General features: G+C 71.2%; 17 protein-coding genes. 9 read left to right on the forward strand and 8 right to left on the reverse strand.

The features are described from left to right. Nucleotides 1-79: 79 nt before the first annotated feature. The 3 genes from ACIA8K_RS02115 to ACIA8K_RS02125 all read left to right on the forward strand — a co-directional run bounded on the left by ACIA8K_RS02115 (nucleotide 80) and on the right by ACIA8K_RS02125 (nucleotide 4,785). Nucleotides 80-1,852, forward strand: a complete 1,773-nt coding sequence (locus ACIA8K_RS02115) for an N-acetylglutaminylglutamine amidotransferase (RefSeq protein ID WP_396053959.1) — start codon at nucleotides 80-82, stop codon at nucleotides 1,850-1,852. Nucleotides 1,853-2,008: 156 nt separating this feature from the next. Continuing rightward, nucleotides 2,009-3,823, forward strand: coding sequence for a S9 family peptidase (locus tag ACIA8K_RS02120; protein ID WP_396053961.1), 1,815 nt, complete (start codon nucleotides 2,009-2,011; stop codon nucleotides 3,821-3,823). 269 nt (nucleotides 3,824-4,092) lie between these two features. Next, nucleotides 4,093-4,785, forward strand: coding sequence for a Crp/Fnr family transcriptional regulator (locus tag ACIA8K_RS02125; protein ID WP_306826808.1), 693 nt, complete (start codon nucleotides 4,093-4,095; stop codon nucleotides 4,783-4,785). Between the two features lie 48 nt (nucleotides 4,786-4,833). On the opposite strand, the gene ACIA8K_RS02130 is transcribed toward ACIA8K_RS02125, so the two are convergent. Next, the gene (locus ACIA8K_RS02130) at nucleotides 4,834-5,127 is read right to left on the reverse strand and encodes a hypothetical protein (protein ID WP_396053963.1); all 294 of its coding nucleotides are present in this window, start codon (nucleotides 5,125-5,127) and stop codon (nucleotides 4,834-4,836) included. 236 nt (nucleotides 5,128-5,363) lie between these two features. On the opposite strand from ACIA8K_RS02130, the gene ACIA8K_RS02135 reads away from it, so the two are divergent. Next, nucleotides 5,364-8,810, forward strand: a complete 3,447-nt coding sequence (locus ACIA8K_RS02135) for an adenylate/guanylate cyclase domain-containing protein (protein WP_396054482.1) — start codon at nucleotides 5,364-5,366, stop codon at nucleotides 8,808-8,810. Between the two features lie 168 nt (nucleotides 8,811-8,978). On the opposite strand, the gene ACIA8K_RS02140 is transcribed toward ACIA8K_RS02135, so the two are convergent. Beyond that, the gene (locus ACIA8K_RS02140; RefSeq protein ID WP_396054484.1) at nucleotides 8,979-9,674 is read right to left on the reverse strand and encodes a lysophospholipid acyltransferase family protein; all 696 of its coding nucleotides are present in this window, start codon (nucleotides 9,672-9,674) and stop codon (nucleotides 8,979-8,981) included. 136 nt (nucleotides 9,675-9,810) lie between these two features. Here ACIA8K_RS02140 and ACIA8K_RS02145 point away from each other — a divergent pair, with 136 nt between their 5' ends. After that, nucleotides 9,811-10,659, forward strand: a complete 849-nt coding sequence (locus ACIA8K_RS02145; RefSeq protein WP_396054486.1) for a DUF308 domain-containing protein — start codon at nucleotides 9,811-9,813, stop codon at nucleotides 10,657-10,659. Between the two features lie 198 nt (nucleotides 10,660-10,857). Beyond that, on the forward strand, nucleotides 10,858-12,273 hold the full coding sequence (locus ACIA8K_RS02150) for a trehalose-6-phosphate synthase (protein WP_396053965.1): 1,416 nt from the start codon (nucleotides 10,858-10,860) through the stop codon (nucleotides 12,271-12,273). On the opposite strand, the gene ACIA8K_RS02155 is transcribed toward ACIA8K_RS02150, so the two are convergent. From ACIA8K_RS02155 to ACIA8K_RS02180, 6 genes are all read right to left on the reverse strand, one after another. Next, nucleotides 12,270-13,061, reverse strand: coding sequence for an alpha/beta hydrolase (locus tag ACIA8K_RS02155; RefSeq protein ID WP_396053967.1), 792 nt, complete (start codon nucleotides 13,059-13,061; stop codon nucleotides 12,270-12,272). The two genes, ACIA8K_RS02150 and ACIA8K_RS02155, sit on opposite strands and share 4 nt — an antisense overlap. Continuing rightward, on the reverse strand, nucleotides 13,058-14,434 hold the full coding sequence (locus ACIA8K_RS02160; protein ID WP_396053969.1) for a flavin-containing monooxygenase: 1,377 nt from the start codon (nucleotides 14,432-14,434) through the stop codon (nucleotides 13,058-13,060). Before ACIA8K_RS02160 ends, ACIA8K_RS02155 begins: the two co-directional genes overlap by 4 nt. Before the next feature lie 144 nt (nucleotides 14,435-14,578). Beyond that, a complete protein-coding gene (locus tag ACIA8K_RS02165; protein WP_396053971.1) occupies nucleotides 14,579-15,268 on the reverse strand; it encodes an endonuclease/exonuclease/phosphatase family protein in 690 nt (229 codons plus the stop codon). A 38-nt stretch (nucleotides 15,269-15,306) separates the two neighbouring features. After that, nucleotides 15,307-16,257 carry an ROK family glucokinase gene (locus ACIA8K_RS02170; protein WP_396053973.1) on the reverse strand — a complete coding sequence of 317 codons (951 nt, stop codon included), beginning with the start codon at nucleotides 16,255-16,257 and terminating at the stop codon, nucleotides 15,307-15,309. 157 nt (nucleotides 16,258-16,414) lie between these two features. Continuing rightward, nucleotides 16,415-17,602, reverse strand: a complete 1,188-nt coding sequence (locus ACIA8K_RS02175) for a hypothetical protein (RefSeq protein ID WP_396053975.1) — start codon at nucleotides 17,600-17,602, stop codon at nucleotides 16,415-16,417. A gap of 24 nt (nucleotides 17,603-17,626) precedes the next feature. Beyond that, nucleotides 17,627-18,079, reverse strand: coding sequence for an SRPBCC family protein (locus ACIA8K_RS02180; protein ID WP_396053977.1), 453 nt, complete (start codon nucleotides 18,077-18,079; stop codon nucleotides 17,627-17,629). Between the two features lie 175 nt (nucleotides 18,080-18,254). Here ACIA8K_RS02180 and ACIA8K_RS02185 point away from each other — a divergent pair, with 175 nt between their 5' ends. The 3 genes from ACIA8K_RS02185 to ACIA8K_RS02195 are packed head-to-tail and all read left to right on the forward strand — an operon-like array spanning nucleotide 18,255 to nucleotide 22,466. Next, nucleotides 18,255-20,060 (forward strand): AMP-dependent synthetase/ligase, encoded by a 1,806-nt coding sequence (locus ACIA8K_RS02185; protein WP_396053979.1) that lies wholly within the window; start codon nucleotides 18,255-18,257, stop codon nucleotides 20,058-20,060. A gap of 34 nt (nucleotides 20,061-20,094) precedes the next feature. Next, nucleotides 20,095-21,789: a GAF domain-containing sensor histidine kinase gene (locus tag ACIA8K_RS02190; RefSeq protein ID WP_396053981.1), complete on the forward strand. Its 1,695-nt coding sequence runs from the start codon at nucleotides 20,095-20,097 to the stop codon at nucleotides 21,787-21,789. 8 nt (nucleotides 21,790-21,797) lie between these two features. Beyond that, the gene (locus ACIA8K_RS02195) at nucleotides 21,798-22,466 is read left to right on the forward strand and encodes a response regulator (protein WP_396053983.1); all 669 of its coding nucleotides are present in this window, start codon (nucleotides 21,798-21,800) and stop codon (nucleotides 22,464-22,466) included. Nucleotides 22,467-22,546: the final 80 nt, after the last annotated feature.

Genomic DNA, 22,546 nt, shown 5'->3' on the forward strand with positions numbered 1-22,546 from the left:
TTCCGGTAACGCGGTCTACGCAATCTAGTCAGGTCGGCCGCATGGTGGCGGTGCCCATCGCCAGTATGGGAGGTCTGTCATGTGCGGAATAGGTGGCGAATTCAGGTACGACGGCACCGCGCCCGACCCGGGCGCGGTGCGGCGGATGCTGCCGTGCCTGGAGTCCCGCGGCCCGGACGGTGAGGGTCTGTGGGCCGAGGGCCCGGTCGCGCTTGGCCACCGCCGGCTGGCGATCATCGACCTGTCCGACGACGGCGCGCAGCCGATGGTCGACGACGAGCTCGGCCTGGCCATGGTCTTCAACGGCTGCGTCTACAACTACAAGCAGCTGCGCACGGAGCTTCAGGAGGCCGGCTACCGGTTCCGGTCCACCTCCGACACCGAAGTGATCATGAAGGCGTACCACAGGTGGGGCGTGCGCTGCGTCGAGCGCTTCTACGGCATGTTCGCGTTCGCGATCGTGGAGCGCGAGTCCGGCACGCTCGTGCTCGGCCGGGACCGGCTCGGCATCAAGCCGCTCTACTACGCGGAGACCGCCCAGGGCCTGCGGTTCGCCTCCACGCTGCCCGCGCTGCTCGCGGCCGGTGGCGTGGACACCGAGCTGGACCCGGTGGCCCTGCACCACTACATGACGTTCCACTCAGTGGTCCCGGCGCCGATGACCATCCTGCGCGGCGTGCGGAAACTCCCCCCGGCCACGGTACGGGTGATCTCCCCGGACGGCCGGGGCGCCGACACGGTCTACTGGCAGCCGTCCCACTCGCGGAGCGCGATCATGACGCCCGAGGAGTGGCAGGGCGCGCTGATGGACAAGCTGCGCGCCGCGGTCGCGCGCCGGATGGTGGCGGACGTGCCGGTCGGCGTGCTGCTGTCCGGCGGGCTCGACTCCAGCCTGATCGTGGCGCTGCTGGCCGAGCAGGGCCAGACCGGGCTGACCACGTTCAGCATCGGCTTCGAGTCGGCGGGCGGCGAGAGCGGCGACGAGTTCTACTACTCCGACCTGATGGCCAAGCGGTTCGGCACCCGCCATCACAAGATCAAGATCGGGGCGGAGCGGTTCCTGCCCGCGGTGCACGACTCGATCGGCGCGATGAGCGAGCCGATGGTCAGCCACGACTGTGTCGCGTTCTTCCTGCTCAGCCAGGAGGTTGCGAAGCACATCAAGGTGGTCCAGTCCGGGCAGGGCGCGGACGAGATCCTGGCCGGGTACGACTGGTACCCGCCGCTGGCCGGCGTGGACCGCGCCGACGCGGCCGAGGCCTACGCCCGGGTGTTCTTCGACCGCCGCCACGACGCGCTGCGGGACCAGCTGTCCCCCGAGTGGACGCTTGACCGGGACGCCTCGTTCGAGTTCGTCGCCGCCCACTTCGGCGCGCCCGGCGCCGAGACCGCGCTCGACGCGGCGCTTCGCCAGGACAGCACGGTCATGCTCGTCGACGACCCGGTCAAACGAGTCGACAACATGACTATGGCGTGGGGTCTTGAGGCGCGCGTACCCTTCCTGGATCACGAGGTGGTCGAGCTGGCGGCGGCCATGCCACCGGAGCTCAAGCTCGCTTCCGGGGGCAAGGGCATCCTGAAGGCGGCCAGCCGGGGAGTGGTCCCGGACGAGGTGATCGACAGGCCGAAGGGATACTTCCCGGTGCCGGCGATCCGCCACCTCTCGGGTCCCCTGCTCGACGACGTGCGGGACGCCCTGTCGGCGCCCGCCGCACGGCAGCGCGGACTCTTCCGCAAGGAGTACGTGACAGACCTCCTGGACGCGCCCAACGAGTCCCGGACCACGCTCGGCTCCAACGCACTGTGGCAACTGGGATTGCTGGAGCTGTGGCTCCAGCGGATCGGGGTGTAAATGCACGCTGAGATCGGGGGCACCGTGACCACGCTGCCCGGATTCGCCGTTCCCGCAATGAGCAATTTTCAACCTGGCGAGCGGGTAGACGCCAAGGAAGAGTCGACGGGACGGGCGCACGCGGGTTGGGACCACGTTGAAAAAGGCTCATTGGCCGTGCCGCCGCCCGGTGGCCCCGCGCCGATGCCGCCCGGCTGGTCCCCGACGACCTGTGACAGCTGGTCACCGAGCCTGGCGCCGGACGGCGGCCGGGTGGTGTTCGTCTCCGATCTCAGCGGCGCGCCGCGCGCGTGGGTGCAGGACGCCCACACTGTCGGCGCGCGCCCAGTGGCGCTGCCCACGGGCGAGGAACCGGTCGGCCGGGTCACCTGGTCGCCGGACGGGTCCTGGATCGCCTACACGGTGACGCCTGGTGGCGCGCCGCGCGCCGAGGCCTGGGCGATCCGCCCGGACGGGACTGACAACCACCAGATCGCGGGCTTCGAGGGTACGACCGTGGTGCTCGGCGACTGGGTACCGGGCACGTCCCGGATGGCCGTCACCGAGGTCGGCGCGACCGCCCGCGCGCTGCTGCTGGACCTGGCCGCCGGCGAGCGCCACACCATCACCGAGGGCGACCTGCTCTGCCTGCTTGACGTGACCGAGGACGGCTCGCGGGCGCTGCTGCGCCGGGGCCCGCGCGGGGCCCGGTGGCTTGAGGTGCTGGACACCGCGACCGGCGCACACGTGCCGCTGCCGCTGGCCGGCGGGAACACCGACCGCGGATGGTTCACTGACGGCGGGGCCACGGTGCTCGCCCGTACCGACGCCGGGTCTGATCTTGCGACGCTGGTCGCGGTGACGGGGGCGGACGTGGTCGAGCTGGCCCGCCGCCCGGACGCGGAGCTTGAGGATTTCGCGGTCACCCAGGACCGGCGCACTGTCGCGCTGCTCTGGAACCGGTACGGCGGCATCAGCGAGCTGGCCCTGCTTGACCTGGAGACGCGCGAGCAGCGCACGCTGCCATCACCGGCCGGCGAGGTCTTCGAGGGCTGCGCGTTCGCCGGCGACGGCGGGCTGCTGACACTTGTCGCGCAGAGCCCGGTCCAGCCGCGGTCTGTCTGGCTGATCGACCCGGCGCTTGGCGAGTGCCGCACGCTCGGTGACGACCCGACCGGGCCTGCCACGCCGCCGCCGGGCGAGCCGAGCTGGCCCGTGGTGATCGCGCCGCAGCTCTGTGACCTGCGGTCCGGTGACGGCTTGGCGCTCTCCGGGTGGCTCTACCGCCCGGACATGGATCATGAAGGGCCGTGGCCCACAGTGATCAGCCTGCACGGCGGGCCGGAGGCGCAGGAGCGGCCGGGCCACAACCCGCTGTTCCAGGCGCTGCTCGCACGCGGCCTGGCGGTCTTCGCACCGAACGTGCGCGGTTCGTCCGGTTTCGGGCGCCAGTTCGTGGACGCGGACAACCGGGCCGGCCGGTACGGCGCCATCGCGGACGTCGCCGCCTGCGTGAACTACCTGGTCGGCATGGGCATCGCGGACCCGGCTCGGATCGGGTGCATCGGACGCTCGTACGGGGGATACCTCACGCTTGCGTCGCTGACCACGTTCCCCGAGCTGTTCGCGGTCGGCGTGAGCGAGTGCGGCATGTCCGACCTGGAGACGTTCTACCAGCGCACCGAGCCGTGGATCGCGGCCGCTGCGGTAAGCAAGTACGGCGACCCGGACCACGATCGTGAGCTGCTGCGCGACCTGTCCCCGCTGCACCGGATGGATCGGCTGAGCGCGCCGCTGCTGCTTGTGCACGGTGCGAACGACACGAACGTGCCGGTCTACGAGTCCGAGCAGGTGCTTGAGGCGCTGCGCGGGCGGGACGTCCCGCACGAGTACCTGCTGCTGCCCGGTGAGGGCCACGACTTCCTGGCCAGGAGCTCCCGCCGGACCGCGATCACCGCTACGGCCCAGTGGCTCGCCGTACACCTGAGTTGAATCGCCCGGTTTTCCTATGCCGTCCGCGTGTTGCGGTTTTCGCGAGAGAATGGGACCCGTTACACACCGCGACGGAGGGGGCGTATACCATCCGGCGTCGACTGTGACAGCACAGTCACGAACACGGGCACAGGGGTGTACAGAGCGCGACACACAGGCCATGATCTGGGTGGCAGCGCAGCGGAAGCGTTGACCAGTTGATGTCACGTCGGTCCGGCCGAGCGCGGGGTGGGCGCGACGTCGGGTCCCGACCGGGGAGGGGTTGGACCGTGGAGGTTCGCCTGCCGGATCCCGGCGATGCGCTTACGGGCGTCGAGATGTTCGCCGGCCTGGAGCAGGAGGTACGACAGCGAGTGATCGCCGCGGCGGTCCCCCGTACGTACCGCAAGGGTCAGATTCTATTCGTGGAGAACGACCCCGGAGAGTCACTCATAGTGCTCAAGCGGGGCGCAGTCGCGGTCTTCCGGACCGCGCCGACCGGCGAGCGTGCCGTACTCACAGTGGTACGACCGCCCGACGTGCTCGGGGAGTTGTCTCTGCTGGACGGCTCCGGGCGCTCCGCCTCCGCGGAGGCGATCGAGGACTGCACCGCGCTGGCGCTGTCCCGGGCCGCCTTCATGGAGCTCGTGCATTCCAATCCACGGATTCTTGACGCGGTGATGCGGGCGCTGGGGGCGTTGATTCGCCGGCTCACCGAACAGAACGCGGATCATGTCTTCCTCGACCTGCCCGGGCGGGTGGCGAAGACGCTGGTCCGGCTCGCCGGCGAGAGTCAGGCGCCGATGATCACTATCGAGCTCAACCAGAGCCAGCTGGCCGAGATGGCCGGCGGGTCGCGGCAGAGCGTCAACCAGGCGATCGGGTCCTTCGCCAGCCGGGGGTGGCTGCGCACCGAGGGGCGCCGGATCGTGGTGACCGACGTGGCGGCGCTGCGCCGTCGCGCCGGGATGGTCGACAAGTAACGTCGTGGCCCCCTCATCCCACGGGGTGAGGGGGCCACGGACCTGCGTTCACTCGGCGGTCTCGGCCGTCTCGACCTTGCCGGGGCCGATGTAACCGTCAGCGACCGCTACCTCGTCGTCCTTCTCCACCTTGCCCGGGCCGATGTAACCGTCAGCGACCTTTCCCGGGCCGATGTAGCCGTCCTCGCGCGTTGCGCCCTTACCGTCCGTCGACTGTTCCGGATCCACCATGTGGCGCTCCTCCAGCTCGGCGAGCGTGATCGGGTCGACGTCGACGACCTCGCCGGCACTGTGCCGTCTCCCCGCTCGATCGACCCACGCGACCGCCAGCTTCACATCCACCGTCGGTCCTCCTGCTCGCATCCGTGTGACTGGCGCCGACTCTAACGCGCGGCCAAGTCCTGTCAGGACAGTTGTCGCCATCTGTACAGGCCGGACAAACCGCAGGTGACGGCGCCGGGTGACGGCCGCCCGGGGGTCACGTGAGCCACGGCATCCGCCACGCCCTTGCACGCCCGGACGACCGTCCGTGACGATGGGTTGCGTCAATTGCCGCACGCCGTTGCCGGGAGAATCACATCGGACCCGTATGCCTCGCCTGTGGACGATCCGCGGCCCCCGAAGATCGTTTCTGCGGCGGCTGCGGGGCGAGCCTGCAGACCTCCTGCGTCAATTGCGGGCGCGCCCACCAGGCCGGCGTGCAGTACTGCACCGGCTGCGGACGGCCGCTCACCGACGCGCTGCCCGTGGTGCAGGAGGAGCGCCGGCGGATCAGCGTGCTCTTCATCGACGTGGTCGGCTTCACGCCGTACACCGAGCGGATCGACCCCGAGCAGGTCCGCATCATGCAGAACGACTACTTCGGCTCGGTCCGGCGCATCGTCCGGCAGTACGGCGGCGTCGTGGAGAAGTACATCGGCGACGCGGTCATGGTCCTGTTCGGCGCGCCGGTCGCCACCGAGGCGGACGCGTTGCGAAGCGTGCGAGCCGGGCTTGAGCTGCAACGCGTGCTGCCACAGCACGGCCGCGCCCAGGAGGCCGGGCTGCGCTTCCGGGTCGGCATAGCCACCGGCGAGGCGCTTGTGAACCTCACCGCCGCGCACGACGGCGGCCAGGCCATCGTCGCCGGTGACCTGGTCAACACCGCGTCCCGGCTGCAGTCCGTGGCGCCCACGGACGGCGTGCTCACCGACGAGGACACGTACCTCAGCACCAAGAACGAGATCGAGTACGTCGCACAGCCGGTCACCACGCTCAAGGGCCGCTCACAGCCAAGCAACGTGTGGCTGGCCGTGGCACCGCGCCCACCCCGCCCGGCCGGCGCGGAGAGCGAGCAGACCCCGATGGTCGACCGCGAACACGAACTCGCGCTGCTCGTCAACGCGCTGCGCCGGACGGTGACCAGCCGTACCCCGCAGCTGGTCACGATCTTCGGCACGGCCGGCATCGGCAAGTCCCGGCTGCTGCGCGAGCTGGCCCGGCACGCCGGGCGGATCACCGGCGAGGACGTGTGCTGGCGGGTCGGCCAGTGCCGGCCGTTCGGCGAGAACGTCACGTACGCCGCGCTCGCCGACATCGTCAAGTCGCAGGCCGGCATCCTCGACACGGACGACGAGGAGACCACCCGCCAGCGGCTTACCGACGCGCTGCACGGCCTGACCACCGCGGAGGACGCACAACGGCTCGGCGACGCACTCGGCCCGCTGGTCGGGCTTACCGGCGCCCGGATCACTCCAGGCGAGGCCGAGGCCGCGTGGCGGCGGTTCATCGTCAGGTTCAGCTCCGGGCAGGCCACAGTGCTGGTCTTCGAGGACCTGCACTGGGCGGACGAGACGATGCTGCGGTTCATCGAGTCGCTCGGCGCGGCCACCCGCCGCATCCCGCTGCTGATCGTCTGCACCGCCCGCCCCGAACTACGCGAGCGGTACCCGCAGTGGACGAGCGCGATGACCGGCACCACCTCGATCTCACTGCCGCCGATGCGGGAGAGCGACATCAGCACCATGTACTCGCTGATGTTCGGCAAGGCCGCGTTCGCACCTGACATGCTCGCCCCGCTTGTCGAGCTGGCCGACGGCAACCCGCTCTACGCCCACGAGTACGTACGGATGCTCATCGACCGCGGCAGCCTGCGCCCGACCGGCCTCGGCTGGTGGCTCGACGACGAGCACGAGGCACCGCCGATGCCCGACAACGTGCGCGCCGTCATCGCGAACCGGCTCGACCTGCTCGACCCCGCCGACCGGGCCGTGCTCCAGGCCGCGGCAGTGGTCGGCATGCAGTTCTGGCCCGGCGCGGTCGCCACAGCTGTCGGCCGCCCGGTCGAGGAGGTCGAGCGCACACTGCTCCGCCTGGAACAGCGCGACCTGGTCGAGGAACGCGGCAACTCGAGCATGGCCGGCCAGCTCGAGTACGCGTTCCGCCACGTGCTGGTCCGCGACGTCTGCTACCAGCGGCTCCCCCGCGCAGAACGGGTCGCCCGGCACGAGCGCACCGCGGACTGGCTCGAGCGCGTCTCGGCCGGCCGGCAGACCGACCTGGCCGAGGTGCTGGCCAACCACAGGTGGGCCGCCCACGAGATCGCCCGGACGCTCGGACTCGACCCGGCGGCGTACGCGTCCCCGGCGCGGGAGGCGCTGCTGCGGGCCGCCCGCCGGGCGTACTCGCTTCACGCGCTGGACGCCGCGCAGGAACTCGTCCGCCGGGCCGGCACGCTGATGGCCGCGCCCGACCCGTCCGTCGACCTCTTCGCGTCCGAGCTGGCGTTCTTCCGCGACGCGGACGCGTTCCTGGAGAGCGGCGGCGAGGAACGACTCACCGGCCTGGCCCACCTGCTGCAGGACACCGGCAGGCTGGACGGCGCCGGGCGCGCGTGGACGCTGCTCGGCAGCGCCGCGCTGTCCCGCGCCGACCGGCCCGCCTGCCTCGCCTACCTGGCCCGGGCCATCACGCTCTACGAGAAGCTGCCGCCGAGCGAGGAGGCCGCGCTCGCGCTTCTCGAGTACGCGCGCGTCCACATGATCGACTACGAGACCGCGACCGCGATCGCCGCCGCCGAGACCGCCGCCGAGGCCGCGAACCGGCTCGGCCTGGCCGAGGTCCGCGCGAACGCGCTGATCACCTCCGCCGTCGCGCAGTACCTGCAGGGCGAGGAAGAAGGCCTGAACCGGCTGCACGAGGTCACGCTGCACTGCCGGGAGCAGCAGCTCACAAGCCTGCGGCGGGCCATCCACAACCTGGGCTTCGCCATGCAGGAGGAAGGCGACATCACCGGCTCGCAGAAGCTCATCGACGAGTTCACACCACTTGAGGCGGCCAGCGGGCTCACACTCGCCACCAACTTCGCTGACGCGGCCGCCCGCGCCTACTTCGCCGGGGACTGGCCGGTGGCGCTGCGCGCGGCCGCGGACTCGATGCGCGCGCCCACGATCGAGTGGGACCTGCACATGGTCGCCCAGGCCGGCTGGATCCGGGTACTCCGCGCCGCGCCGGCCACCACGGAGGACCCGGTCGAGGCGGCGGTCCAGACCGCGCGCCGCAGCGGCTTCCACAAGGTCATCCGCTCGACGCTTGCGCACGCCGCACTCTGCCGCGCACTCCAGCGCCGCCACGACGAGGCGGGCGCGCTGCTGGACGAGCTGGCAGCCGACTACGGCGACTCCCGCACGTTCGGCTTCGCGGAGTGGGTCGTCGCGGCGTCCTACGCGGCCTGGCTCCTCGGCCCCGAACGCGCGGCCCAGGTCCGCACCCTGCTGGAACGCTCGCCACGGCGTACCCCCTGGGTGGAGGCGGCCATCCTGACCTGCGCCGCCACCGTCGACGGCACCCCGGACGGGCACCGGGCCGCGCTGGCCATCTTCGACCGCATCGGCGCGGTAAGCGATCAGGCGCTGGCCCAGGCCGCGCTGGTCCGCGCGCTGCGCTCCTCCGGCCGGCCCGCCGAGGCCGACGAGGCGCTGGCCGACCTGACCGCCTTCAGCGACCGCAACAGCGCCCCCCGACTGCTGCGCCTGGCAGAAGCTTAGGAACAAGGACATTTTCCCACTCTGTGGGTGGTCGCGGCCCGCACGCTCCCGCGGGCTCCGGTCGGCCGCAGGCGGCCTCCCTGCACGTTCCGCGCGGGGCCGGGGAGAACCAGGCCGGCGCCGCGACCGCCGACCCGGCCCACCCGCCACTGACGCGGTACCGGAATGTCAGGCGGTGGACTCCGGAACGGCGGGAGCGGTCTTGAGCTTGGCGGCGTAGACGTCGACGTACTCTCGGCCGCCCAGCTCCATAATCCGGTACATGATCTGGTCCGTGATGGCACGCTCGACGTAGCGGTCGCCCGCCATCCCGGCATACCGGGAAAATTCCAGCGGCTCGCCGAAACGGATCCGGACCCGCCGGACCTTCCACATCAGCTTGCCGGTGGGCTGGATGTCGTCAGTGTTGAGCATGGCGACCGGGATGACGGGCGCGCCGCTCTCCAGCGCCAGCCGCGCCACGCCGGTCTTGCCGCGGTAGAGGCGGCCGTCCGGCGAGCGGGTGCCTTCCGGGTAGATACCGGCGATGTTCCCGCCACGCAGCACCCGGAGCTGGGTGTTGAGCGCGGCCTGCGCGGCGCGGCCGCCGGAGCGGTCGACAGGGATGGTGCCGGTGCCGGCGAAGAACATCTTCATGAACCAGCCCTTGATGCCCTTGCCGGTGAAGTACTCGGCCTTGGCCACGAATGTGACTTTCCGGCGGATGACGAGCGGCATAAAGATGGAGTCGGAGAAGGAGAGGTGGTTGCTCGCCAGGATGACGGGACCCGAGGCGGGCACATTGTCGAGGCCGTCGATGCGCGGGCGGAAGACGACCCGCAGCAGCGGGCCGAGCAAGACCCATTTGAGCAGCCAGTAGAGCACCGGGGTCCTTCCGAGGGGGTGCGGCACGTCGATGCCGAGCCTACGAAGCGCGGGCGGCGCGCCACAACGCACTCCCCGAACCGGCCCGGGTCGTGTCACCATTCAGAGCACGCGCAAGGAACAGGGGGTGAGTCTAGTGTCAGCGGGTGGTGCTCGTCGCGGGCGGCGGGACAACGGACTGCACGTGGCGGAGTACGCCGTCGCGGGCGACGTCGATCCCCGGGTCGGTGAGCACCTGCTTGACGTTCTCGCCGCCGGTGGCATCGCCGCGTACCTTCAGCCCTCCTCCGATCTTGATCCGGTGACGCGCACCACGAGCCTGCCCGCGCGCCCGACCGACCGGCTGTTCGTGGACCGGGCACATCTGGCCCAGGCCCGGGAATATCTGGCGAAGCTCGCGGTTGAGGCCGGTGCAGAGTCGATCACGCCGGAGGAGCCTGTGCAGAAGGAACCGGACGTCGAGGCGGAGTGGGCCCGGATCGTGGCCGGCTTCGACACGGACGTGGATCCGAAGACGATGACCTGGCCGGACGCGGAGAACATCTTCGACAAGCCCCAGGAGCACAACCGGCGCAAGACCGACCGGGTGAACGGACATGATCCGATCACCCCGCCCGAGGACCCGCCGAAGCGGCGTGGGCTGACGTCCGCGACCGAGATCAGCGGCGTGACCGTGCCGCGCGAGGAGCCGTCGCTGCTTGACGGGCTTGACACGTTCGGCACCAGCCTGCCGGGTGAGGACGACGAGCGGTACGTACCGCCTCCCCCGCCGCCGATGCCGCGCATCTCGACGCCCGCACTTCTTGCCGTACTCGGGCTGTTCGCCGGCTTCGTGATGTTCGTGTTCCCGAGCGTGCTGCCGATCGACCACAACTACGTGATGTTCCTCGGCCTCACTTCGATCATCGCGGGCTTCGTGACGCTTGTCTGGCGGCTGCGGACCGACCACGACGATGACGAGCCGGGCGACGGCGCCGTCGTCTGAAGCCGTGGAGTGACGCACCTCACGAGGCGATCACGAGTGCTTTGACCTGGATTCGGCGAATCCGGCATCGACCGTCATCTGCGTCAGGTAACAGGCATGTAACCTTGCGTCAGTAGAAATACTGACGCCTTTAGATCCATGTGCACAATCCGCAACGCCCCCTCCCCCGCGAAACGCCACGCGAAACGAGGCTCACGGATGCGTCACAGCTCGCTCGTGGTGGTGGCCAACCGGCTGCCCGTCGACGACAACATCGCCCCGGACGGGGCGTGCGAGTGGCGCAGGAGCCCAGGCGGGCTGGTCAGCGCGTTACACACGATCCTTGAGCACACCACCGCGACCTGGGTCGGCTGGCACGGCGTGGCCGGCCCGGCGCCGGAGCTGCCGGACATCGGCGGCATCAGCATGCGCGCGGTCCCGCTCAGCGAGGACGACTTCGCGCACTTCTACGAGGGCTTCGCCAACTCGACGCTCTGGCCGCTGTTCCACGACGCGGTCGAGCAGCCGACGTACCACCGCAGCTGGTGGGATGCGTACCAGCGGGTCAACCTGCGGTTCGCGGAGGCGGCCGCGGAGGTCGCGGCCGAGAACGCGGTGGTCTGGGTGCAGGACTACCACCTGCAGCTGGTGCCGGCCATGCTCCGCGAGATGCGGCCTGACCTGCTGATCGGGTTCTTCATGCACGTGCCGTTCCCGCCCCCGGAGCTGTTCATGCAGCTGCCACGCCGGGCGGAGCTGCTGCGCGGGCTGCTCGGTGCGGACCTGGTCGGCTTCCAGCGGGCGCAGGCGGCGCACAACTTCGCGCAGCTGTGTACGAAGGTGCTCGGCCTGCCCGCCACGGACCGGCGGATCGCGGTCGGCGACAGGTTCGTGCGGACCGGCGCGTTCCCGGTCTCGATCGACGTGGCCGAGATGGAGGCGCTGTCCGGCCGGCCGGAGGTGCAGACCCGGGCCCGGCAGATCCGCACCGACCTCGGCGAGCCGAAACACGTGCTGCTCAGCGTGGACCGGCTCGACTACACCAAGGGCATCGAGCACCGCCTGAAGGCGTACAGCGAGCTGCTTGAGGACGGGCTGGTCAAGGTGCGCGACACCGTGATGGTGCAGGTCGCGGTGCCGAGCCGGGAGCGCGTCGAGCACTACTCGATCCTCCGCGACCGGGTGGAGCGCGAGGTCGGCCGGATCAACGGCGAGTTCGGCCGGGTCGGCGAGCCCGCGATCCACTACCTGAACCAGCAGTTCGACCGCGCCGAGTTGTCCGCGCTCTACCAGGCCGCGGACGTCATGGTGGTGACGCCGCTGCGCGACGGTATGAACCTGGTCGCGAAGGAGTACGTCGCCGCCCGGGTGGACGGCGCGGGCGTGCTCGTGCTCTCCGAGTTCGCCGGCGCGGCCGACGAGCTGGACAGCTCCTTCCTGGTCAACCCGCACGACCTGGAAGGGCTGAAGCGCTCGTTGATCGACGCGCTCGACTGCTCCAAGGCCGAGCAGACCCACCGGATGAGCGCGATGCGCACCCACCTGCGCGCCCACGACATCCGTGACTGGGCCCGCGACTACCTGACCGCCCTGGACGACACCGGCACCCTCGCCGAGCGCCTGACGACGCGTTAGCCCTTCTCCAGCCAGTCCACGATCGCGTCGATGGGCTCGCGCCAGCGGGTGTCGAGCATCAGGTCGTGGCCCATGCCGGGGAAGAGCAGCGGTGCGGAGCCGAACCGTTTCGCCGCGCGGGTAAGCGCGGCCTGCGACACGATGCCGTCCTGCTGGCTGCCGACCACAAGCACCGGCGGGTTACCGGCAGGCGGCTCCGGCGCGCGGTGCGTGATCAGCTGGAACTGCGCGCGCCGGCTGGGGAACCGGACCCGGGACGCGTACGCGCGCGCCTGGTCGTCCGGCAGCTCGCGGCCGAACAGCTGGCGGCGGCTGACCCGCAGTGGCGCACCGGCCAGCGCGGGGATCGTACCGGCCGGATTGCGGCGCAGCGCCGTGCCGAGCGTGTCCCAGCCGCCGAGCACCGGCGACACCAGCACCGCGGCCTTCGCCGGATAGCGGGTCAGCGCGTGCGCGACGACAAGCGCGCCGGCGCCGTGACCGATCAGCACGGCCTGGCGCGGCAGCCCGGCCGCGACCTGGACCACGTCGTGTGCGTAGGCGCGCAGGCCCGCACCGGGCGCGTTACCGGACCGGCCGTGCCCACGCAGGCTGACCGCGTGTGCCGGGAAGCCGCGACCGGCCACGTGCTCCAGCCAGTGCTCCGCGAAGAGCCAGGCGCCATGGCCGAAGCCAGGAACGAAGAGCAGCGGCGGGCGGCCCTCGTCCACCTCGGGCGTGGCGCTGAGCACCTCCCGCCGGACCGGCGGCACCGGGCTGGCCCAGTCCGCCGAGCGGTCGATCCTCACGCCGCCACCTCCGTCTCGTCAAGCAGCCGCTGGAGTGCCTTCAGATAGTTCTTGTAGCCGACCTCGAACCAATGCCGGGGCACGTCGACGACGCGGCCCTGGCTGAGCGGCCGGTCCGCCTCCTGGCGCAGGCGCTGCCACACCTTCTCCGCGCGGGCCGGGTCGGCGGCGCGCAGCCGCAGCCAGCGCGCGAACGCCACGGTCTGCCAGTGGACCATCGTGCCGAGGCCGGCGTCCGCCTGGAGCAGACCTGCGACCGCCAGCGTGGGGTGCTCCGGCGCGAACGCGTGAAGCAGCAGGTGCGGGCGGTTGTCCGGGCCGGATCCGGTCAGCGTCGGGTGCAGGAACTCGAAGCGCGGCTCGTATCCGGTGGCCAGCACGACCAGGTCGGGTTCGATCGTGCTGCCGTCGGAGAGCTCGACCTCGGTGCGGTGGAACCGGGCCACGTCCGGCACCGGCGTGATGTCGCCGTGCCCGATCCGGTCCAGGAACGCGCTGTTGACCACCGGGTGCGACTCCCACGGCCGGTGGTCCGGCTCGGGCAGCCCGAAGCTCATCGGCTCGCCGATCGCGACCGCGCTCACCCGGCGGTGCAGCCACTGCCGCAGCCGCAGCGGCAGCCCGGCCACGCGCATGTTGACCTGGTCGGAAGGGCGGCCGAGCAGGTACTTCGGCACGTACCAGTAGCCTCGGCGGGTGGAGTGCCAGGTCTTCGCGGCCTGCGCGCCGGCCTCGACAGCGATGTCGCAGCCGGTGTTGCCGCCGCCGACCACAAGCACCTTCCGCCCGCGCAGCTCCGCCGGGTCCTTGTAGGCCGACGCGTGGATGACCTTGCCGCGGAAGTCGTCCATACCCTCGATCTGCGGCATGCGCGGCGCCCAGTTGTGCCCGTTCGCCACCACTACCGCGAGGTAGCGGTGGGTGCGCGTACTGCCGGCCCGGCCCGTGCTCTGCGTGGTGACGTTCCAGCGGCCGGCCTCGTCCGGCGCCTCCGTCACGGAGACCACCTCGCTGCCGAACCAGACGTGCGGGCGCAGGTCGAAATGGTCCGCGTACCGCTCCAGGTAGCTCAGGTAGCGGCCGTGGTGCGGATAGTCCGGCCAGTCGTCCGGCATCGGGAAGTCCGGGAACTCGGAGGTCGGCTTCGACGTGTTCAGGTGCGTGCTTGCGAACATCGGACTGCGATCGTTCCGCCAGTTCCACGCGCCGCCGATCGAGGTCTCCCGCTCGTAGCAGTCGACGCCGAAACCGTGCTCCTTCAGATTCTTCACGGCGGCGAGACCGCTTACGCCCGCGCCGATCACGCAGACCGTGTTGTCCCCCCGGTCGTAGACGGGAAGATCGGTACCGGCGAACTCGATGGGGCTGGGCACCGCGAAATCCTCCCGGTACCCGCCGCCCCTTGTCCACCCCAGGAGCCACATTCACAATCGCATCACGGGGTACGACTCGGCGCTCAAGCGGCGCCGGGGGCGGCTTCGCCCTCGGACCGCACGACGTCTGACCAGGCTTTTCAGCTACTCCGGAACGATCAGATCCGCGACGACCGGAAAGTGGTCACTGGCGCGGCGGGTCAACGGCGTGTCCACCACGTCATAGCGGGTGACCTCGATCCGCGGGTCCACGAACAGCGCGTCGATCCGGTGCTGCGGCTCGCGGCACGGGAACGTGCACCGGTCCGCCGCGTCCGTGTGCACTGCCGCGTCGGTCATGCCGTCCGCGAGCGTCCGCCACCCCGCGCCGCCGGACGTCTCGTTCACGTCCGCGCCGATCACGGCCGGCAGCTCGACCCCGGTGACCGCCTTCTTCAGCAGCTCGGCCTGGCCGGGCCGCTCGTTCGCATCAAGCGACAGGTGCGAGCCCGCGACCAGGAACCGCCGCCGGCCCACCGAGCACTCGGCGAACGCGGCGCCGCGCAGGTGCCGGCCGGGCGTCAGCGGGAACCGCGTGGTCCAGGTGCGGTGCACGTGGACCCGCATGTCGGTCAGGATCAGGTTGCCGAGCGACGGAAGCCCACCCACGGCCAGCACCGCGCCGAACGAGCGGGCAAGATTCGCCGTCTTGTTACGCCAGCCGAACCGGCGCGGTCCCTCCTGGACGATCACCACGTCCGCGGCCACCCCGCGGACCACCTCGGCCAGCGCGGCGCGGTCGTCCCGCTGCCCGTGCACGTTGTAGGTGAGCACCCGCAGGAAGCCTTCGGACACGCTGTTCTCCCTCTTGTTCCGCCTTGCTCGCTCTCGTCCTACTCGGCCAGGCGGGCCAGGTCGGCCGCACCGATCACGCCGGCCGTGTTGCCCATCTCGGCCGCGCGCAGCTCCGCCACCGGGAACCGGCCGCGCTGGCCGAGCGACTCCGCGTACGCCTTCCGCACCGGCTCCATCAGGAGGTCGCCGGCGTCGGCCACGCCACCGCCGACCACCACCACCTGCGGGTCCAGCATCTGCACCAGGTCGGTCATCGCGGTGCCCAGCCAGTAGCCGATCTGGCCGAACGCCTCGCAGGCCACCGCGTCGCCGCTACGCGCCGCCTCGGTCACCATCGGGCCGGTGATCCGGTCCGCGTCGTTGCCGGCCAACGCCAGCAGCGCGGACGCGCGGTGCGGGTCCTGCCGTGCGCCGGCCCTGGCGAACCGGACCAGCGCGGTGCCACTCGCGTACTGCTCGATGCAGCCGAGCCGGCCGCAACCGCACGGGTGCCCGTCCGGGACCGCAGTCATGTGGCCAAGCTCGGCCGCGATGCCGTTGGTGCCGCGGACCAGACGGCCGCCTGTGACAAGTCCGCCGCCGATGCCGGTGCCGACAGTGAACATAACCATCGACGCGTCCGCGTGCCGGGCCGCGCCGAACCGGAACTCGGCCCAGGCCGCCACGTTCGCGTCGTTCTCCACCACGACGGGCAGGCCTGTCGCGTCCGAGATGTACTTCTGCAGCGGCTCGTCGCGCCAGGCCAGGTTCGGCGCGAACAGCACGGTCGAGCGGCCCGCGTCCACGAACCCGGCGGCGCCGATGCCCACCGCGGTGATCTCGCGGCCGGCGGCCAGCTCCCTCACCACGTCGATGATCACGTCACGGGTCTTGGCGACGTCGTCCGCGGGCGTGTCGCGCCGCGTGCCGGCCAGCACCTCGCCGGTGGGGTCGACGACACCACCGGCCACCTTCGTGCCGCCGATGTCGACTCCGATGGTCAGCGTCACCGCCGCCGCTCCCCTCTACCGTTCGCTGGGTGTGAATACCCAGCCGTGCCCCGCGTCATTCCGGACAGGGAGCGACAGGCGGACCCGCGAAAGGCCCGCCTCATCCCTGCCTGACCCCATCTTCCGCCGACGCGTGGCGCGCCGGGTTGAGACCGCGTCATCCGGCTTCGCGGAAGTCCCGCCCATGATCGCCCGTGCCCGGCACGTCGTTGTCGGCGGGGTGACCGGCGTGCGTGTCGCGGGTCGCGGCCGCCCAGGGATCGCCCGTGGGCTGCACGGCCGCAGCCGCACGGGTGGCCGCGGACCAGGGGTCGGCGGCGGGCCACCCGGTCCCTGAGTCCTCATGCGGCACGCGCCCTGCCGGCTTCCCGAGGTCAGCCGCCTCAGCGGCGGGCTCGGCACCGTCAGCGGGGGCCGTCCGAGCGGCAGCGGGGTCCGTGGGAACGGCAGCGGGGTCCGTGGGAACGGCAGCGGGGGCCGGGTCCGGCAAAGCGGCGGTCTCAGGGTCGGCGGCCGGCCCGGAACCCGTGGACCCGGCAGACGCCGAGCCTTCCCCGGTCCCGGTAGAGGCCGGGCCAGATCCCGCAGACCCGGCAGAGGTCGGGCCCCCGGTGGACCAGTTCGACGTGTCGGCCGCGGCCGTGGAGAACGCACGGAGCAGGCCAGCGACCCCTGCTGCGAGATCACCGGCGCTGGTGGCGAGCTGCTCGGCGAATTCCGGCGTCGGGTTCCGCACCATCGTGATCGCCCGGCAGACCGGACACACGCAGCACTCCGGGCTCCCGGTGGCGAACCCACCGCCGCGCTGCGGGCCCGCCCAGCCGTGCTGAGAACCCGCCGTGCCGGGCTGAGAACCCGCCGTGCCTGGCTGAGGGTCTGCCGCGCTGTGCGTGGTGTGGCCGCCGTTCGCACCCTTGCCCTCGGGAACGGTGTTCACCTTTACCGGGCCGGGCGCGTCGGCCACCACCGGAGCCGCCGCTTCCGCGGACGAGCCGGGTGCCGCCGCGCCGGCCGGGGCCGGGGTGGCGCCCGGTCCGCGATGGGCCGTGTCGGCCTCTGCCCGGTCCGTCGCGCGGCCCGGTTTCGTACCATGTGATGCTTTTTGTAGGTCTTCGCTGTAGCCGGAGGCGGCGGTGGCGACGCCTCGCAGCGCGTCACCGAGCATGCCGAGGCCGGTGCTTGTCGTCTGGTGGCCGGAGGCGCGGGCGGCGAATTTCGCGCCCTGCGCCATCCACGCGGCCTGGCTCGCCCCCTCGGACGCGCGGGCGAGAACGGCAGCGACCAGGCGCTCCGCCTCCTCACGCGCGGAACCGGCGCCGCTTTCCGAAGAGTCCGGAGTAGCCATGGTCCAAGCCCCCTGTGCGGTGTGTCAGCCGGCCGGCAGGCTCTCCACCCGCCGCTTGAGCTCCTTGAGCGCTGTATCCATGATGCGCTTCTCCGCCTTGCGCCGGATCATGCCGATCGTGGTGATCGAAAGGTCGACCTCAAGCGTGTACGTCACGGAGGTGCCGCCGTCCGCGTGCGGGGCGATGTCGTAGGAGCCACGCTGCGACTTCTGCATCTTGGACGGTGCGACAAGCTGCCACTCGATGCGGGAGAGATCCTCCGCGTACTCGTACTGCAGCGTGTACTCATCGGCCAGCACGCCCGCGTCGATCACGAAACGGACCTGGCTGGCATAGCCGTCCTCGTACTCCTCGAGGACCTCGACCTGCTTGAAGGCGTCAGCCCACTCGGGGTACGCGCCGAAGTCGGCAACGACCTCGGCGACGCGCTCGGCCGGTGCGGCGATAACGATCGTCTGGGTGGAGGAGTCCGCCATGCGGGCAGGCTACCGTGCGCCCCCGACACTTTCGGATGGAGTTGGGGGTGTTCACTCCGACCAGGGCCGGGTACCCGGGTGAGCGGCCCGGATGTGTCGGATCCCCGTCCCGGGCGGTACGTTTCAGCTGTATCCGGGCCGTCACGCGGGCCCCCGCCGTCCGAGGAGCTGCCAGGTGCGCGAGTTCTCCGTCCCGCCGGTCGTCACGATCGACGACACCATGACCCTGACCGATGCGGTCTGGGACAACGCGCGTGTCGCCCCGGAGAACGTGTCGTTCCTCCGGCGCACCGCCGCGTCCGCGGACCATTGGTCCCCGGTCACCGCGGCGGAGTTCCACGCGGACGTGATCGCGGTCGCGCGCGGCCTGATCGCGGCCGGTGTGCAGACCGGCGACCGGGTCGCGCTGATGAGCAAGACGCGGTACGAGTGGACGCTCATCGACTATGCCATCTGGGCGGCCGGCGCCGTGACCGTGCCGATCTACGAGACCTCGAGCGCGGAGCAGGTCTCCTGGATACTCTCCGATTCCGGCGCGGTAGCGGTCTTCGTGGAGACGAACGCGCACGCGCTCGCCGTGGCCGGCCTGCGCGACGACCTGCCGCGGCTGCGCGAGGTCTGGCAGCTCGACACCGGCGGCGTGGACGCGGTGCGGGCCGAAGGCGCGCGGATCCAGCCGGAGGAGGTCGAGGAGCGCCGCCGGAAGGCACGCGCCGGCGACCTCGCCACGCTCATCTACACAAGCGGCACCACCGGGCGGCCGAAGGGTGTCGAGCTGACCCACCGCAACCTGCTCGCCGAGGTGCTGAACGCGGTGGTCGCGTTCGACCACCTGTTCAAGGGCGAGTCCCGCACGCTGCTGTTCCTGCCGCTCGCGCACGCGTTCGCCAGGCTGATCCAGATCGCTGTGGTGACCACCCGGGCCACGCTCGCGCACACGCCGGACACCAGGACGCTGCTGCCGGACCTGGCCGCGGTGAAGCCGACGTTCCTGCTCTCCGTACCGCGCGTGTTCGAGAAGGTCTACAGCGGCGCGAAGCAGAAGGCGGAGGCCGGCGGCCGGGGGGCGATCTTCGCGCGGGCCGAGGCGACAGCGATCGCGTACAGCGAGGCGCTGGAGTCCAAGGGCGGGCCCGGCCTGGCGCTGCGGGCCCGGCACGCGCTGTTCGACAGGCTGGTCTACGGAAAGCTGCGCGCCGCGATGGGCGGGAAGTGCACTGACGCGGTCTCCGGCGGCGCGCCGCTCGGGGCCCGGCTGGCCCACTTCTACCGCGGCATCGGCGTGCTTGTGATGGAGGGCTACGGCCTGACCGAGACCTCGCCGGCGGTCGCGGCGAACATTCCGAGCGCGATCCGGATCGGCACGATCGGCCGCCCGCTGCCCGGCGTCACCGTCCGGATCGCTGACGACGGCGAGATCCTGGTGCAGAGCGAGATCGTGTTCCACAGGTACTGGAACAACCCGGACGCGACGCGCGAGGTGCTTGACGACGACGGCTGGTTCCGCACCGGCGACCTCGGTGAGCTTGACTCGGACGGCTTCCTCTCGATCACCGGGCGGAAGAAGGAGATCATCGTGACCGCGGGCGGCAAGAACGTGGCGCCCGCCGTGCTCGAGGACCGGCTCCGCGCGCACCCGCTGATCAGCCAGAGCGTGCTTGTCGGCGACCGGCAGCCGTTCATCGCGGCGCTGATCACCATCGACGAGGAGGCCTGGCCGGGCTGGCTGGCCGCGAACGGGCACGAGGCCGGCAGCAGCGTCGCCGGCCTGCGGGCGGACGCGGCGTTGCGGGCCGAGATCCAGCGCGCGGTCGACGACGCGAACAAGGCGGTGTCCGGCGCCGAGGCGATCAAGGTGTTCCGCATCCTGGGCCACGACTTCACCGAGGAGACAGGTGAGCTGACGCCCTCGCTGAAGGTGAAGCGCAACGTGGTCCACAAGAACTACGCGGATGAGATCGCGGCCATCTACACCAAGTGACCGGGGAACTGCGGGCAGGCGATAGCATCCCGGAGTGGCCGCCTCACCCCCCGTCGCCCCACGTCCGCATCCTCTGGCGGTCGCGGCTCGCTTCGTCATGCTGGCGCTCGTCGCGCTGCTCACGCTGATCACCACCCGCGACCCGGAACGGCTCTGGTGGATCGTGGGGTTGCTGTTCCTCAGCATCCCCGGCGTCATCGCGCCCCGGCACCGCATCCTCGCGCCGGCCGCCCGCTTCGCCGAGGTCGTCGTGGTGGGCCTCGCGGCAAGCGACGTGGCCGGCGCGGCCAGCGCGGTCGGCAGCCTCGGCCCGGGCGTCGGCGCCGAGGTGATCCTGCCGTACCTGGCGGTGCCGCTCACCGTCGCGGCGCTGCAACGGCGCTCCCGCGAGGGCGCGGTGCTGCTCGGCGCGGCCGCCGGCACGCTGCTGGCCAGCGGCGCGGTGAACATGACGGCTACCGGGCCGCAGATCGCCCAGATCGGGTACATGGCGGTCTGCGCGCAGTGGTTGATCCTGGGTGGGCTGGGCACGTTCGCCGCGGACACGCTGCGGAGGTGGATGCTGGTGCGGGAGACCAAGCCCCAGCCGTACGCGGAGGCGACGCGCCTGCTGACCCAGCTGCGCAGCGTCGCCCGCTCGCTCCCCGGCGCCACGCTTGACCCGGGCGGCATCGCGGACCACCTGCTTGAGGAGTTGCGCGCGGTCGCGCCCGCGGACCGGGCCGCCGTGCTCACCGCGAGCGGCGGCGGGCGCCTGGTGGTGCTCGCGCAGTCCGCGATGGAACGGGTCGACTGGGAGACCAATCTGGACGCCGACTCCGCGGTCGCGGACGCGTGGGCCAGCCAGCAGCCGGCCACGGCCAGCCGCTCGCAGTCCCGGTCGCACCGGGGTGCCGAGGTGTCCGCGCTCGTGGTGCCGCTTGTCGCGGGCGTACGGTCGATCGGGCTCGTGGTGGTGGAGAGCAACACCAGCCTGGCCTATCCGGCGCCGGTGGTGGCGAAGGTGACGTCGGTGACCGGCCCGGCCGCGCTGCGCCTGGAGGCCGCGCTGCTCTTCGACGAGGTGCGCTCGCTTGCCACAAACGAGGAGCGGCAGCGGCTGGCCCGGGAGATCCATGACGGGGTCGCGCAGGAGCTGGTGATGGTCGGCTACGGCATCGACAACGCGCTCGCCACTCTCCCGGAGGACGCGAAGGAGACCGCGGAGGAGCTGCGCACGCTGCGCGGCGAGGTCACCCGTGTGATCACTGAGCTACGGTTGTCCCTGTTCGAGCTGCGCTCCGAGGTCGACCGGCACGGCGGCCTGGCGGGCGCGATCGCGGAGTACGCACGCACCGTCGGTTCCGCCGCGGGCCTGCGCGTGCACTACACACTTGACGAGTCCACGGCCCGGCTGCCGGCCGCGACCGAGGCGGAGATGCTGCGCATCGCGCAGGAGGCGATCACGAACGCACGCAAACACGCGGGCGCGTCGAATCTCTGGGTCACCTGCGAGGTGGACCCCCCTTACGCACGCATCGAAGTGTCGGACGATGGACAGGGAATGGCAGATAAGCGACCGGACGGCCGGTACGGTCTTGCGATCATGAATGAGAGAGCGGAACGTATCCGTGGCCGCCTGGAGATTAGGCCGCGGAATCCGAGTGGTACGACGGTGGCGGTGGTACTCGGAACCTCGCCCCGACGCGATAGCGTGCGCGATAGCGTCAACGCACCAGAAGGGGAGTAACCCGAGCTATGTCGACCAGCCCTGCGCCGACGACGCGTACCAAGGTCCTTCTTGTCGACGATCACGACTTGATCCGAAAGGGACTCCGGCACGCATTCGAGCGCGACCGGCAGTTCGAGGTGGTCGGTGAGGCCGCCACCGCCGCCGAGGCGGTGCGTCAGGCCGGCGCCCTCCAGCCCGACGTGGTCATCATGGACCTTCGCCTGCCGGACGGCAGCGGACTGGAGGCCACCCGGGCGCTCCGGAAGAACAGCACCACAATGGGCATCGTCGTCCTCACCATGTATGCGGGTGATGACCAGCTCTTCGGCGCGCTTGAGGCGGGTGCGTCCGCGTTCGTGCCGAAGACCGCGCCGGCCGACGAGGTGGTGGCCGCCGCACGGCACGCCGCCTCCGCCCCCAGCGCGTTCACCGCGGCCGACCTGGCCGAGGCGATGAAGCGGCGGCTCGCGCCGTCCGGCCCGCAGCTGTCCCCGCGTGAGGGCCAGGTGCTGCGCCTGCTCGCGGACGGCATGAGCGTGGCCGGCATCGCGAAGCAGCTCTTCGTCAGCGAGTCCACGGCGAAGACGCACATTTCCAAGTTGTACGAGAAGCTGGGCGCGGCTAATCGTGCTCAGGCCCTGATGACGGCGCTGCGGCTCGGCCTTCTGGAAGCGCCTGACGCACCGAAGTTCTGAACGATTCCCATAAAGGTGAACGCGCCTTAGAGTCTGAGGCGCGTTCACCTTTATGGTGTTACCGGCGACCCGGTCAGGTG

This window comes from Catenuloplanes sp. NPDC051500 (assembly GCF_044454585.1).
GTDB lineage: Bacteria > Actinomycetota > Actinomycetes > Mycobacteriales > Micromonosporaceae > Catenuloplanes.